This window comes from uncultured Salinicola sp. (assembly GCF_937921195.1).
In the GTDB taxonomy this organism is placed as follows: domain Bacteria; phylum Pseudomonadota; class Gammaproteobacteria; order Pseudomonadales; family Halomonadaceae; genus Salinicola.
This window is the reverse complement of the sequence record NZ_CALFQK010000063.1, coordinates 1-14427: the sequence shown is the minus strand read 5'-3', so window position 1 is coordinate 14427 and position 14427 is coordinate 1. Positions and strand designations below refer to the sequence as shown.

Annotated in this window: 14 protein-coding genes; 7 read left to right on the top strand and 7 right to left on the bottom strand. The window is 65.4% G+C overall.

Translation table 11 applies throughout. The annotated features are described in order from the left end of the window. Positions 1–124 precede the first annotated feature (124 nt). Positions 125–1081: a transaldolase gene (tal, locus tag Q0602_RS05370; protein ID WP_298839991.1), complete on the top strand. Its 957-nt coding sequence runs from the start codon at positions 125–127 to the stop codon at positions 1079–1081. Positions 1082–1459: 378 nt separating this feature from the next. On the opposite strand, the gene Q0602_RS05365 is transcribed toward tal, so the two are convergent. From Q0602_RS05365 to Q0602_RS05340, 6 genes are all read right to left on the bottom strand, one after another. Continuing rightward, positions 1460–2458: an LLM class flavin-dependent oxidoreductase gene (locus Q0602_RS05365; RefSeq protein ID WP_298839989.1), complete on the bottom strand. Its 999-nt coding sequence runs from the start codon at positions 2456–2458 to the stop codon at positions 1460–1462. A gap of 145 nt (positions 2459–2603) precedes the next feature. Further along, on the bottom strand, positions 2604–3308 hold the full coding sequence (locus tag Q0602_RS05360) for a hypothetical protein (protein WP_298839987.1): 705 nt from the start codon (positions 3306–3308) through the stop codon (positions 2604–2606). A gap of 19 nt (positions 3309–3327) precedes the next feature. Further along, positions 3328–4125, bottom strand: a complete 798-nt coding sequence (locus Q0602_RS05355) for an SDR family oxidoreductase (RefSeq protein ID WP_298839985.1) — start codon at positions 4123–4125, stop codon at positions 3328–3330. Then, entirely contained in the window at positions 4112–4807 is a 696-nt protein-coding gene (locus tag Q0602_RS05350; RefSeq protein ID WP_298839982.1) for an iron-containing redox enzyme family protein, read from the bottom strand. The genes Q0602_RS05355 and Q0602_RS05350 overlap by 14 nt, the downstream gene beginning before the upstream one ends. A gap of 31 nt (positions 4808–4838) precedes the next feature. Further along, positions 4839–6317, bottom strand: coding sequence for an AMP-binding protein (locus Q0602_RS05345; protein WP_298839980.1), 1479 nt, complete (start codon positions 6315–6317; stop codon positions 4839–4841). Beyond that, positions 6310–6957 (bottom strand): thermostable hemolysin, encoded by a 648-nt coding sequence (locus Q0602_RS05340; protein WP_298839978.1) that lies wholly within the window; start codon positions 6955–6957, stop codon positions 6310–6312. The genes Q0602_RS05345 and Q0602_RS05340 overlap by 8 nt, the downstream gene beginning before the upstream one ends. 191 nt (positions 6958–7148) lie before the next feature. Between Q0602_RS05340 and Q0602_RS05335 the strand changes: the two genes are divergently transcribed. Both Q0602_RS05335 and Q0602_RS05330 read left to right on the top strand, forming a co-directional pair. Continuing rightward, a complete protein-coding gene (locus tag Q0602_RS05335; protein ID WP_298839976.1) occupies positions 7149–8783 on the top strand; it encodes a BCCT family transporter in 1635 nt (544 codons plus the stop codon). A gap of 224 nt (positions 8784–9007) precedes the next feature. Next, entirely contained in the window at positions 9008–9178 is a 171-nt protein-coding gene (locus Q0602_RS05330) for a hypothetical protein (protein ID WP_298839974.1), read from the top strand. Positions 9179–9264: 86 nt separating this feature from the next. Here the strand turns inward: Q0602_RS05330 and Q0602_RS05325 are convergent, their stop codons facing one another. Continuing rightward, positions 9265–9939 carry a GntR family transcriptional regulator gene (locus tag Q0602_RS05325; protein WP_298839971.1) on the bottom strand — a complete coding sequence of 225 codons (675 nt, stop codon included), beginning with the start codon at positions 9937–9939 and terminating at the stop codon, positions 9265–9267. Positions 9940–10142: 203 nt separating this feature from the next. Between Q0602_RS05325 and Q0602_RS05320 the strand changes: the two genes are divergently transcribed. The 4 genes from Q0602_RS05320 to madM all read left to right on the top strand — a co-directional run bounded on the left by Q0602_RS05320 (position 10143) and on the right by madM (position 14399). Next, positions 10143–11507, top strand: coding sequence for a malonyl-CoA decarboxylase (locus tag Q0602_RS05320; RefSeq protein WP_298839969.1), 1365 nt, complete (start codon positions 10143–10145; stop codon positions 11505–11507). Positions 11508–11538: 31 nt separating this feature from the next. Further along, entirely contained in the window at positions 11539–13077 is a 1539-nt protein-coding gene (locus tag Q0602_RS05315) for a malonyl-CoA synthase (RefSeq protein WP_298839967.1), read from the top strand. A 144-nt stretch (positions 13078–13221) separates the two neighbouring features. Continuing rightward, on the top strand, positions 13222–13623 hold the full coding sequence (gene madL, locus Q0602_RS05310; RefSeq protein WP_110717498.1) for a malonate transporter subunit MadL: 402 nt from the start codon (positions 13222–13224) through the stop codon (positions 13621–13623). Positions 13624–13637: 14 nt separating this feature from the next. Further along, positions 13638–14399 carry a malonate transporter subunit MadM gene (gene madM, locus Q0602_RS05305; protein WP_298839964.1) on the top strand — a complete coding sequence of 254 codons (762 nt, stop codon included), beginning with the start codon at positions 13638–13640 and terminating at the stop codon, positions 14397–14399. Positions 14400–14427 lie beyond the last annotated feature (28 nt).

Sequence of the window (14427 nt, the reverse complement as noted above, 5' to 3'; positions counted from 1 at the left end):
GACCCTGGTCATCGACGACCGGAAACACGGCGTGGGGCACGGCGACGGCCTCGCATCGGTGTTATGCTTTCAGAATCAGGATTGCGACGGGATGCAATCACACGCCACAACGATGGAGCGATTCATGACACAGCAACTCGACTCTCTCAAACAGCTTTCCATGGTGGTTGCCGATACCGGCGATCTGGATGCCATTCGTCGCTACCAGCCGCATGACGCGACCACCAACCCATCGCTGATCCTCAAGGCCTTCGATCTCGAGGGTTACCAGGCGCTGATCGACGAGACACTGGCGGCGGTCAAGTCCGACGTCAGCGACGCCGATGCCCGCGTCGAGGAAGCCGTGGACCGTCTGTCGGTGGCCATCGGCACCGAGATCACCAAGCTGGTGCCCGGACGCGTCTCCACCGAGGTGGCGGCCAAGCTCTCGTTCGACGAGAAGGCGAGCATCGACAAGGCCCATCACCTGATCGATCTCTACGAGAAGCAGGGTGTCTCCAAGGATCGGGTGCTGATCAAGCTGGCCTCGACCTGGGAAGGCATTCGCGCCGCCGAAAAGCTCGAGAAGGAAGGCATCAACTGCAACCTGACGCTGCTGTTCTCCGATGCCCAGGCCCGGGCCTGCTTCGAGGCCGGTGTCTATCTGATCTCGCCCTTCGTCGGTCGCGTCACCGACTGGTACAAGAAGGCCACCGGCACCGAGTCCTACGCGCCGGACGAGGACCCGGGCGTCAAGTTCGTGCGCGGTGTGTGCGACTACGCCAGCCAGTACGGCTACGACACGGTGGTCATGGGTGCCAGCTTCCGTAACACCGACCAGATCCGGGCGCTGGCCGGCTGCAATCGCCTCACCATCTCGCCGGCGCTGCTCGAGGAGCTCGCCTCGACGGACGGGGAAGTGACGCGCAAGATCACCGATCAGGGCAGCGGCACCGAGCGTCTCGACCCGATCGGCGAAGCGCAGTTCCGTTGGGAGCACAACGAGGACGCCATGGCCACCGAGAAGCTGGCCGAGGGTATCCGCACCTTCGCCGCCGACCAGAAGAAGCTGGAAGGTTTGCTGGCCAAGCGATTGGGCTAAGTCTTCTCTTTCAAGCTCGATGCAGAGACACCCGGCCATGTGCCGGGTGTTTTTTTATCGATATGACACCATTGGACTCATTGGAACCGGCCACCATGGCGCCTTCAGGAGCGCGCTGGCCTGAGGTGCCGTAGCGGGGTCTTGCGACAGGGATGTCGCAAGAGGCGCATTAGGACATGGATGTCCTTTATGCGCCGACCCCGGCGAAGGTCTCCGACGGGCCAGGGTTTCGCGATCCTGCGGCGCTAAAAGAAGGGGAGCGGCGAGGGGACGAGCGTTAAGTCCCCTCGTCAGGCGTCAGGTGAGGGTGGCTGAATCCTCGTCAGTGCTGAGCCAACTCAAAACGAAATAAGTCTGGAGAGTTGCGGGCGGCGATGACTATCGTGACGCCCGCTGAACCTCCGCCAGGATCTCGTAGGACTTCACCCGGTCGGCGTGATCAAAACAGTCGGTGTTGACCATGATCTCGTCGGCGCCGGTCTGCTCAAGCAGGTTCTCCAATTGCTGGCGCACGCTCTCCGGCCCGCCGACCACCGCGGCACCCAGGTTCTGGGCCACCATGGCCCGTTCCTGGGGCGACCAATCGAGGTTCTCCACCGGCGGCTGGGTCCGCGTGCTCTTGCCGCGAATCAGGTTGAGGAACTTTTGCTGCTGGGTGGTGGCGAGAAAGCGTGCACGCTCGTCGGTGTCGGCGGCGATCAGCGGGATGCCGATCATCGCGTGGGGCTTGTCGAGCACGCCTGGCTGGAAGCCTTCACGGTAGAGATGCAGCGCCTCGATCATGTAACCGGGGGCAAACTGACCGGCGAAGGCGAACGGCAGCCCGAGTCTGGCCGCGAGCTGGGCACTGTAGCCGCTGGAACCGAGCAGCCAGATCGGCACATGGGTGCCTTCACCGGGAATTGCCCGTACCCGCTGGCCGGGCACGGTGTCGCCCAGGTAGCGGCGGAGTTCGTCGAGGCGATCGGGAAAATCGTTGACGCCGGCGCGGGGGTCGCGACGCATCGCCTGCATGGTGATGCCGTCGGAGCCCGGCGCACGGCCGAGGCCGAGGTCGATGCGATCCGGGTAGAGCGTCGCCAGCGTGCCGAACTGCTCGGCGATCGCCAGCGGCGGATGGTTGGGCAGCATGATCCCGCCGCTGCCGATGCGCATGGTCGTGGTCGCCCCGGCGATATGGCCAATCAGCACGCTGGTCGCCGCGCTGGCGATCCCGTCGATGTTGTGGTGCTCGGCCAGCCAGTAGCGGTTGTAGCCCAGACGCTCGGTCTGCTGGGCCAGGTCGACGCTGCGGCGGAAAGTCTCCGCCGCCGTGCCGTCGCGCGTGATCGGCGCCAGATCCAGCACCGAGAGAGGAGTATCGGCAAGTCGTGACATGAGCGTTCCCGTCAGGAAATGAATGGACGCTCGTTAGCGCCCTCATGATCTCCATCATGAGGGCTGTCGCGATGAATGCAACCGATACTCGCTGCCGATCTCCCTCCTGGTTCCGGTTTCCCGGACGTTGGAACGGGACGGGCGTCTAGATCTCCTGCAGCAATGCCTGAATGTCCCGACGACGCCCGGCGTCGGCCGTTTCCCGCCCGGGACGCGGCGCAGCGGCCATGGCTTTCTCGAGCGCCTGGCGGGCCTGTGCATCGTCGCCCTCGTCGTGGAGGAACTGGGCCCAGAAGTAGTTGCTGTCGATCCCGTCGGGATTGAGACTCAAGCCTTTCCGCAGCAGCTCGCGCGCCTTGTCGTCGTCGCCGAAGCTCAGCGGCCAGCCGGGCACCTGGTGATAGAGCGTGCCCAGGCTGGTATAGGCCGAGCCGTCCAGCGTCGTCGGATCGATCGATAGTGCCTGCTCGAACTCGGAACGTGCCTCCTTGACCAGGGAGAGCGCGCCCAGGCCGCCCTCCGCACCGGCCTGGGAGCCTCGGATGATGCCTGCCCAGGTGTGCAGCGCCGCGCTACCGGGTTGCGCTTTCAGCAGGGCCTGAGCACGCTGGTAGAGCTGCTCGAAGGCATCGGCGCGCCGCGCTGCCGGCGTCTGGTACTGGATATTGGCCCAGCGGCTCTGGAGCTCGTGCATACCCGCGGCGACCGCTGTCGTCGACGCCGCACCCGCTGCCGGCGCCGTCGGGGGCTCGGCCGCCAGTCCTACCGGGCTGCCGGCAAGCGCGATGCCCGACGTCGTGGCGAGTGCCGTGGTGAGAGCCAGTACCTTCAGGAAGCGGTGTGCTGTCATGGTGATCTCCGTGTACGAATCATGACGATGGGGAGGGGCGACGCGCATGCTGCTGGATCGTCGACAGCCGCTTCTTGAGCGCGCGGTCGACGATGCCGGGCAGGATCCCGTTCAACCTGACCAGCAGGCACTCCGGCCAACCGAGCTGCCGATCACGAGCCTGGGTCTCGATGCCGCGAATCACGCCCGCCGCGACCTGGGCAGGTTCGTCGACGTGGTTGCCCAGCGCGGCATTGAGGGCGTCGGCGCGGTCGCTGTTCATGCCGGTGCGGGTGGCCCGGGGCGAGATGTGGAGCACCTGGACCGGCGTGTCGGCCAGTTCCCGGCGCAGTGCCTGGCTGAACCCGCGCAGGGCGAATTTGGTGGTGCAGTAGGCGGTGTAGCCGGGGTGGCCGATGGCGCCGAAGGCGGAGCCGAGGTTGACGATCCAGGCACTGTTCTCGTGCAGCAGTCGCGGTAGCAGCGCCTGCGTGAGCAGCAGGGTGGCTGTCACGTTGAGCTCCACCATCGACGAGACCGCCGCCGGGGACTGCTCGTCGAACAGCCCGAAGTGATTGACCCCGGCGGCGTTGACCAGCATGTCGATGCGCGTCTCCTCCGCGGTCTCGACCACCCGACGACGATCCTCGGGCTTGGTCAGATCGGCGGACAGCGCACGAATGCGCTCTGGCGCCAGCGTCGTCAGTTCCGTCAGCACGCCGGGGTTGCGCCCCACGATCAGTAGCCGCGCGCCGCGCTGCGCCAGCAGGGCCACCAGCTCCCGTCCGATACCGCCGCTGGCGCCGGTGATCAGGATGCGGCGATCAGACCAGCGCATGGCTCAGGCCCTCGTGGCTGGCGACATCGCCTACATCCTGGCGGAGATTGCGGAACATGGCACCGTAGAGCCGGTAGACCATGTTGGCGGCATCGATGATGGCTTGCAGGTCGGCGGGATCGTCGAGCCGGTTGATCTGCTCCTCGAAGAACGCCAGATGGCCGATATCGAGGCTGCCGTGGGACTCGAGATAGCGGAAGGCACCGGCGGGGAGACCCGCGCCGTCCCGCATCTGCTCGGCGGCCTGTGTGGCGATGGCGGTGCTGGTGCCCTCCAGCACGTGCACCATGCCGAAGAAGCCGACCGGATTGTCGTAGGCGATCACGTCGCGAACGTAGCGCACCATCAGTTCGGTCGCCGGCGCCGGGTTCGCGCTGGCGACGGCGTCGGCGTCGCCGCCCAGCGCCCGGATGTCGTCCAGGATCCACTCCTGGTGGCCGTACTCCTCCTCGATGTACTCGACCAGCGCGCCGCGCAGCCACTCGAGGCGTGACGGCAGACGTGCGCCGCAGGCCATCATCAGCGGCACGGTCTGCTTGACGTGGTGATAGGCCTGGCCGAGAAACGCCAGATAGATCTCTCGGGTGATGTCGCCTGACAGCGCCTGGCGGATGACCGGCGTGTCGAGCAGCCATTGGCGATGACTGGCGGTGGCTTGTTGCAGTGTTTCGTAGGGGGACATGATGTCGTCTCCTGAGACGTAGGCGGATCTCCTAGGCATCCGCCGATGGATAGGCCGGGCTGGTCAGCCAGGTGTGGTAGTGGTCGGCCAGGGCGTCGCGGCGCAGCCGGCCATTGGCGGTCGCCAGACCGTTTTGTGCGGTAAAGGGGGCGCTGCGCTGCCACAGCGAGACACGCGCGTAGTCGGGCAATCGGGCGTTGGCACTGGCCACGGCGTCCTCGATCTGGCGGTCGTTGACCCAGTCGCCCCGCGGTACCAGCAGGGCGCGGTTGAAAGGCTGCGCTTCACCACTCACCCAGGCCTGGGCAATCGCGGGTTCGGCGGTCAGTTCGGCCTCGACCCAGGCCGGATCGACATTGCGACCGTAGGCGGTGATGAAGACCTGACGGCGGCGCCCCTTGAGCCTCAGATCTTTACCGTCCCACTCACCCAGGTCGCCGGTGGGCCAGACCGCCGGCGCCGGAGCGCTGTCACCCAGATAGCCCAGCATCAGATTGCCCTGGACCAGCACCTCGCCGTCGTCGGCCAGTCTGACCTCGACGTGAGGCAGCGGCCGTCCGACGCTGCCGAGGCGCGCTTCACCGGGACGATTGAGGGTGACGACGGAGGCGCACTCGGAGAGACCGTAGCCCTCGAACACCGGCCAGCCGGCGGCCTCCGCGCGCGCCAGCAGCGCGGGCGACACCGCCGCCCCACCGACGGCGAAGAAGCGGCCAAAGCCGATGGGCGTATCGCCTTGCCGGGTGAGTAGCGCCGACAGCAGTTGCGGCACCAGAATCAGGCTGTCCGGCGCCTGGCGGCTGATGACGCGCCAGCCGCTGGCACTGTCGAAGCCGCTGGCGCCCTGCCAGCCAAGGGAGGCCAGCGACGGCAGGCTGATGCTGCCTCCAAGCCATAGTGGCGCATAGATGCCGCCGATGTTCTCCAGCAGTGTCGCCAGCGGGAGTATCGCCAGGTGTCGGCGCAAGTCGACGCTGGTGGCGACTCCGGCGAGACTCTCGGCGACCGTGAGCTGACTGTCGCTGCTCAGGCAGACCCCTTTTGGGGTACCGCTGGTGCCCGAGGTGAAGGTGATCTTGTGCGTGCCTGCGGGCAAGCCCGGTGGTGGCGAGATACCGCGACGTTGCCAGAGCGTGGCGTCTGTGTCGGCGCTGGCGTCCGGGATGGGGTCGAAACCCAGCGCGCTCGCCAGTGGCGCAGGGCCGATCAGGGTGTCGATACTGGCCTGGGCCACCAGGTGGGTCGACTGCGCCGGGGTGAAGAAGCCGGGCAACGGCACGTTGACGATGGCTTCCTGCATCATTGCCAGATCCCACAGCGCCCACTCGATGCCGTTGTCCAGCGCCAGGCCGACGCGTTGACTGCCGAGTCGACGCAGCTGTCGTGCGCGGGAATCGACGAGCGCCATCAGGTCGCCGTAGCGGATCGATCGGGTCTCGTCCTCCAGGGCGGTGCGGTCTGCAGCGTCATTGCCCAGCCTGCGGAGATGGTCCAGAAAGCGCTCACGCATGATCGATCTCCTTGAGATGCGGGGCCGCGGCTGGCACGGTAGTGGTGACGATGCCGCCTTGGGCCGGGGCGAGCCGGTGCCAGGCGGCGATCAGGTCGCCACCCATGACCCAGGGCCGATGCAGGTAGTAGTTGCCCCAGTCGCCTCGGGTGTCGCCCAGACGGGTCGGGTCGGCCTCCGCCACGCGCTGAACGTCGAGACCGAGGCGTCGAAAGCCGTTGCGCACCGTCGCCGTCGCGGTGAACGCCAGCCAGCGGCACTCCTCGGCGACGAGCGAATCGATCAGTGCCCGGATCAGCGCCACCATCATGCCCGGGCGTCGCGCCGCCAGGTTGCCGATTTCCGCCAGTGCGGTGCGCTCGACGGGCTGATCCAGCACGGCGGAGAGCGCATGCTCGATGGGGGTTTCCAGATAGCATTCGAGGAAAAAGGGCGAGGCGTCGGCGCGGCGAACGCCGACCGCTGCCTGCAGTCGATCGCCTTCCCACAGCCCGTAGAGCCGTGGCGCGAACTGGGCGATCGCGGCGCCATGCTGCTGCCGGTAGGTGTCGGCAATGAAGCGCTCGAGGGTGGCTCGCTCGCGATCGTCGCGACTCTCACGCCAGATGATGTTCGCCGCTGAGGCAGGTAGACCCGACATTCGGTAGCCCTCCGACAAGATGGTGAGGGCCAGATTGACGGGCGGGGCTTAACGAAGTCTTACCCCGGCAAACGATGGGGCGTCTCTCGCTCATTTCGAACGGGGAGGGCGATGGGGCCTCCCGCAGAGAGTGACGGCGTCGTCTACACTATTGACGTCAAAGGAAATCAGCACAATCAAAAGGGGACGACATGCCCAAACTCGGCAAGCAAGGCGTATTCATCGTCTCGGCGGTGGTGATCGCCGCGATCGTGGCCATCGGCGCCATTTTCCCGACGGGGTTTGGGAACATCGCCAACGCGGCACTAGGGGCGACCACACACTACTTTGGGTGGTTCTACCTGATCTCCGTGTTCGGGTTCGTCATCTTTCTGGTGGGACTGGCATTCAGCAAGTACGGGAAAATTCGCCTGGGTCCGCAAGACAGCAAACCGACCTACGGTTTCTTTTCCTGGGTGAGCATGCTGCTGGCGGCGGGCTTCGGGGTCGGCCTGGTGTTCTACGGCATGGCGGAGCCCATGACGCACTACATGACGCCGCCCTATGGCGATGTGGAACCAGAGTCCGCCGAATCGGCTCGTTATGCGATTCAGTACGCGTTCTTCAACTGGGGCATTCACCAGTGGGCGGCGTTCTCGGTCGTCGGTCTGATCATCGCCTACTACCAGTTCCGCAAGGGGCAGGCGGGCATGGTCTCCAACGTGCTGTCGTCGGTCACCGCGAAACGCCCGAAGCTGCGCCGGCTCGGGCCGGTCCTCGATATCTTCGCCGTCGTCGCGACGGTGATGGGGGTGGCGACCTCCATCGGTCTCGCCGTTCTTCAGATCAACGGCGGCCTGCATTCGGTGTTCGATGTGCCCGAGAACATGATGTGGCAGTTCATCATCATGGGGGCGATGTTCGTCTGCTACATGCTCTCGGCCACCTCGGGCCTGGACAAGGGCATCAAGAACCTGTCCAACCTCAACCTGATCATCTGCTTCGCGCTGATGTTCTACATCCTGTTCACGGGACCGACCATCGCGATCCTCGAGACCATCACCCTCGGCATCGGTGACTACCTGCAGAACTTCATCGGCATGAGCCTGCGAATGTCGCCCTACGATGACAGTCAATGGGCTTCGAACTGGACCATCTTCTACTGGGCCTGGGTCATCGCCTGGTCGCCGTTCGTGGGCACTTTCGTGGCGCGAATCTCGCGCGGACGAACCATCAAGCAGTACGTTTTCGGGGTGCTCGTGGTGCCGCCGCTGCTGGCTTGTCTGTGGATCGGGGTCTTCGGTGGCGCCGCCATCCAGATGGAGATGAACAGCGACGCGGGGCTTGCCCAGGCCACGTCCGACAATATCACTTCGGCGCTGTTTCAGATGTTCGATCTGATGCCGTTCTCGAACGTGCTGTCGGTCGTCGCCCTCTGCCTGATCTTCATCTTCCTGGTGACGTCGGCGGACTCGGCGACCTACATCGTGTCGCAGATGACGGACAACGGCTCGCTCAATCCGCCGCTGATGAAGCGGATCATCTGGGGGGTATTGATCGCGGCGATCTGCCTGACGCTGCTCTCGGCCGGCGGCGAGAACGGACTGAAAGGGCTGCAATCGGCCTCGGTGCTGGCAGCGTTGCCCTTCACCTTCATTCTCTACGGGATGATATTCGTGACGTTGAAAGAGCTGCGCGCCGATCGCAAGGCCATGCTGACCGCGCTCTATCGACGCCATAGCGATACTCCTGTGGGTGCCGACGCCTTCGAGGCCGAGGAACTGGGAGAAGAAGATCGCTATCGGCGTGCCCCCGACATCAAGAACCGCCGCATCAACCCGCGTTGATCATCGGCGTGGGAAGTCCCGGCCCCGGTCTGCAAGGATCGGGGCCGTTTTCGTCAGGGGATGAGGGCGGCTGGCATGCGCGGGGGAGAGCCGGGTGAATCCGGCACCGGTGGCGAAAAAGGGGGAAGCGGCCTAATTTATGACTGGATTTCCTCTCCATGCCGCCGTTAATAGGACGATAAAGCATTTATTAACAGGACGATGAAGCATTGCGGAGCTCATCCATGCCACCGGCCTTGAAGTCTTCACGACAATCGCGCCACGGCGCCACTCGCCGCGGGATGCCACCTGCCGAGTCCAGAATCGACCGGTGGCTCAACGCGCTGGTCAGCCTGGCCGTGGTCACGGCCCTGGTCGTCGGCGGCGCGGCGCTGCTCGTGCCCCTGCTGTTCTGAATCGCTCGGGCCCGTACCGGGCCCGGCCCGCCAGCTCGAGGCATCCGGCGCGAGGCGCGTCGTCGGCCATCCTGCCACGCGACTCGCTAGCCCTCGCGGCGTCTGACCTGCAGGCGCTGCATTGACGCGACCAGATCGTTGAACCGTTCCCCCTGAACCTGCACATGGGCCTTGATCGCTGCCTCGGCAGCGTCGGCTTCACCGCGCTCCAGCGCCGCCACGATGGCCTCGTGCTCGTCGAAGCTGGTGGCGAGGCGGTGGCGGGCGTGCAGTTGCAGACGACGATAGGGCTTCAGAATGGCATGCAGGCGTGCCGCTTCCTGGGTCAGGAAGTCGTTGTGGCTGGCCTCGTAGATCAGGTGGTGGAAAATGCCGTTCTCGTAGTAGTAGCCGTCGGCGTCTCCCGCGCTCATGCACGCCCGGCAGGCCGTCTGGGCACGGTGCAGCGCCGCCAGTTCTTCGGGGGTGGCGCGTCGCGCCGCCAGGCGAGCGCACATGCCCTCCAGTTCCGCCATGACCTCGAATCGCTCGACCAGCTCGGTCACGCTCAATTGGGCGACGAAGGTGCCGCGTTTCGGCAGGACGCGCACCATGCCCGATGCCGCCAGTTGCTGCAGCGCCTCGCGAATCGGGGTACGCGAGCAGCCGTACTCCCTGGCCAGGGCTTCCGGGTCCAGTTTGTCCCCCGGCGCGTAGCGACCGTCGACGATGGCATCCTCGAGCAGGTCGCGAAGCCGCTGGGCATGCGGGATGCGGGCCATATTAGACTTTCTCCTATATTGACACCCGGTCTGTGGGGGCATAACTGTTATATATAACAGAGCGATGACATGTATGTTAACTGTCGGTTTCCGGTTCGCGCGATCCGATGGTTTCCCGACCCGCTGCCTCGCTCCGTTCACGCTCACCGGTGTCGTCGTGCGACATCGGTGGAAGCTTCAGCCTCAGACCCGAGAGGGCCGGCATGAACGTCAACATGAATTTTCTGCAGGATCTGCTCTCCAGTATCGGCCGGCGAACCCGGGGCCAGCATCTCTTCGGGGGCGAAGGTGATGGCAAGGCGAGCAGTCTGGCGAGATTGACCTCGGTGTGCGAGACCCTGATGCACCCGGGCGGTGAAGCCTCGCAGATCCTGATCGCCCAGGAGGCGCTGGAGCGCTATGCCGCGCTGGATGACAGCGATCGCGTCGCCTTTTTCCAGTTGCTGGGCGAACGCTACGCCGCCGAACCCGATGCCATCCACCAGGCCTACGCCGCGTATCGTGACACGGGAGACAACGCCAGCCTGCAGCGGCTGTTCTCCGCCTGTGAGCCGCGCCGCCAGCACCTGCTGCGCCGATTGAACCTGTGCCCCGGCGGCACCTATGAACTGGTCAAGATGCGTGCGGACCTGTTGCGCTGCCTCAAGACCCATCCCGAGCTGGCGCCGCTGGACGCCGACTTCGAGCATCTCTTCGCCTCCTGGTTCAATCGCGGTTTTCTGGTGCTCGAGAGTATCGACTGGAACACGCCCGCGGCGGTACTCGAGAAGATCATCCACTACGAGGCCGTCCATGCGATCGGCGACTGGTCGGACCTGCGCCGCCGCCTGGATCCGGAAGATCGTCACTGCTACGCCTTCTTTCACCCGGCCACGGGAGACGAGCCGCTGATCTTCGTCGAGGTGGCGCTGTGCAAGGGCATTCCCAACAGCATCCAGACGATTCTCGAAGGGGGCGACGAAGTACGCCCGGAAGAGGCCGATACCGCGGCGTTCTACAGCATCAGCAACTGTCAGGCCGGCTTGCGGGGTATCTCGTTCGGCAACTTCCTGATCAAGCAGGTGGTTCAGGAGCTCAAGCGTGAACTGCCCAATCTGGAGAAGTTCGTGACGCTGTCACCGGTCCCCGGTTTCGCCAAGTGGCTGGCGGCCGAGCGCGAAAGCGGCGCCTGCCAGCTGACCGACGAGGTCGCCGGCGGCCTCGATGCAGGCGGCTGGGTCGAGAACGCCAAGCTGCGCGACAAGCTCACGCCCGAGGTACGCGGCCTGGCGGCGCACTACCTGATCGATGCCAAGCGCGACAACGGCCTGCCGCTGGATCCGGTCGCCCGCTTTCATCTGGGCAATGGCGCCAGTCTGCACCGGCTCAACTGGCCCGGCGACACGTCCGAGAACGGCCGCCGCCAGTCCCACGGCCTGATGGTCAACTATCTCTATGAGCTCGACCGGATCGAGCAGAACCACGAAGCGTTCAGCCGCGAGGGTACGGTGGTCTGTACCAGCGACATTCGTCGCGATGCCAAGCAGGGGCGCTCACGTTGCCGTCATGGCTCCCGCACCGATGCCTGATCGGTGGCGTATTCAAAGCAGGAGAGGTGGAATGAATCACAACTTGTATCTGCAGTTTTCGGGCAACTTCGAGCGCGATCCCGACAAGGTGCTGATCGACACGCCGAGCGGCGAGACGTATCGCTACCGCGACGTGCTCTCCACGTCACGGCGGATGGCGAGCGTGCTGCGCGACACCGGTGTCGCGCGGGGTGACCGGGTCGTCGTCCAGGTCGACAAGAGCCCGCAGGCGATCATGCTCTATCTGGCCTGCCTGCAGACGGGGGCGGTCTATCTGCCGCTCAATACCGCCTACACCGAGGCCGAAGTCGAGTACTTCCTGAGCGACGCGGAGCCCCGGCTCTATGTGTGTCGTCCGGCCGACGTCGAGGCCGCCGGGGATCTGGCGCGGCGCTGCGGTGTGGCGGCCGTCGAGAGCCTGGGCAGCGAGGCCGATGGCTCTCTGATGGATCGGGTGGAGAGCGCCGAGGAGGAGACGGGCGTCGCCGAACTCGAAGCCGACGAGCTCGCGTCGATTCTCTACACCTCCGGCACCACCGGACGCTCCAAGGGCGCCATGCTCAGCCACGGCAACCTGGCGGCCAACAGTCAGGCGCTGGCGCAGACCTGGCGCTTCAGCGCCGACGACCATCTGCTGCATGCGCTGCCCATCTTCCACACCCACGGGCTGTTCGTGGCGTGCAATATCGTCCTGACCGTGGGCGCGTCGATGACCTTCCTGCCCAAGCTCGACGCCGAGCAACTGCTGGACCTGATGCCGCGGGCGACGGTGCTGATGGGCGTGCCGACGTTCTACACCCGCCTGCTCGCCAGCCCGCGCCTGGACAGGGCGACGACCGCCAACATGCGGCTGTTCGTCTCCGGCTCCGCGCCGCTGCTGGCGGAGACCCACCGCGAATTCTCCGAGCGAACCGGCCACGCCATTCTCGAACGCTACGGCATGACCGAAACCAATATGAACACCTCCAACCCCTACGATGGCGAACGCCGCCCGGGTACGGTCGGCTTCGCCCTGCCGGGCAGCGAGGTCCGCATCACGGACCGGGAGAGCGGCGGGACCATGGCGGCCGGGGAGACGGGACTGGTGGAGGTTCGCGGCCCGAACGTCTTCCAGGGGTATTGGCGGATGCCGGAGAAGACCGCCACCGAATTCCGCGACGATGGCTTCTTCATCACCGGCGATCTCGGCCTGATCGATGCGGACGGCTACCTGCATATCGTCGGGCGTGACAAGGACCTGGTGATCTCCGGCGGCTACAACGTCTATCCGAAGGAGATCGAGCAGTGGATCGACGAGATGCCACAGGTCGCCGAGTCGGCCGTCATCGGCGTGGCCCATCCCGATCTCGGTGAGGGCGTGACCGCCGCGGTGGTGCTGAAACCCGGCGAGTCGCTCGACGAATCCCAGGTGCTGGCGGCGCTCGAGGACAAGGTTGCACGCTACAAGCAGCCCAAGCGCGTGTTCTTCATCGACAGCCTTCCGCGCAACGTCATGGGCAAGGTGCAGAAGAACGCGCTGCGCGACCGTTACGCCGATATCTACCGCAGTGCCGAAACGGTGGGCAAGTAGCCCGCCGCTTCACTGTTGTCCCCGCCGCGTGGGTAACGCGGCATGGCAGCCACGCGGCAAGTGGCTGTCTCGACACACGCCAAGCTCCGATAGTCGGGTTGATCATGACCATTCTCTACAATAACGCCCCATGAGGTGATAACGATGGTGATTTACGGTGTAGCACTCCTGGCCGGCTGCATGCTGGCCGGGCTGATCATCGGCGACGTACTCGGCCAGTTGCTGGGCATCGATGCCAACCTGGGTGGCGTGGGTATCGCCATGCTGCTGCTGATCTTCGTGACCGGGTATCTCAAGGATCGCGGCAAGCTGCCGGAAACGACCGAAAGTGGCATCAACTTCTGGAACGCGATGTACATTCCCATCGTCGTCGCCATGGCGGCGAGCCAGAACGTGGCCGCGGCCTTCAGTGGCGGCATGGTGGCGATTCTCGCCGGCGTCCTCGCCGTCGTGCTGGGGCTGGCGCTGGTTCCGGTGCTGACCGGCAAGAAAGTCGACGACGCGAGCCCGCTCGAGTCGGCCCCGACAACCCCTAGTGGCCATTGAGGGAGGATGCCGACATGAACGATTCCATCGTCTCTCTGGTCGACAAGTATCACCTGATCGCCGCCTTCGCGGTGGTCGGCCTGACCATGTACGTCGCCTACTGGCTGAGCCGACACCTGACCGCCGGCCGCCTGCACGGCTCGGCGATCGCGATCATCATCGGCCTGGCGCTGGCGTATGTCGGTGGCGTGTCCACCGGCGGCAGCAAGGGGCTCTCCGACGTGACGCTGTTTTCCGGCCTCGGCCTGATGGGCGGCGGCATGCTGCGCGACCTGGCCATCATCGCCACCGCCTACGGCGTGCGTTTCCAGGAGATCAAGAAAGCCGGCTTGCGTGGCGTGATCGCGCTGTTCCTCGGCGTACTGGTGTCGTTCGTCGCCGGGGCAGTGGTGGCGATCGGCTTCGGCTACACCGACCCGGTGGACATCACCACCATTGCCGCCGGAGCGGTGACCTACATCGTCGGGCCGGTGACCGGTGCCACCCTGGGCGCGAGTTCGGAAGTGATCGCGCTGTCGATCGCCGCCGGTCTGGTGAAGTCGATTCTCACCATGATCGCGACACCGCTGACCGCCAGATTGATCGGCCTGGACAATCCGCGCTCGGCGATGATCTTCGGCGGCCTGATCGGGACCACCAGTGGCGTGGCGGCGGGCCTGGCCGCCACCGATGCGCGTCTGGTCCCCTACGGTGCGATGACCGCGACGTTCTACACCGGGCTCGGCATCCTGCTGGCGCCGACGGTGCTGTTTCTCGCCGTGCGGGCGATCTTCTGAGACTGGGGCGGCCGGCCGGGAGCCGGTC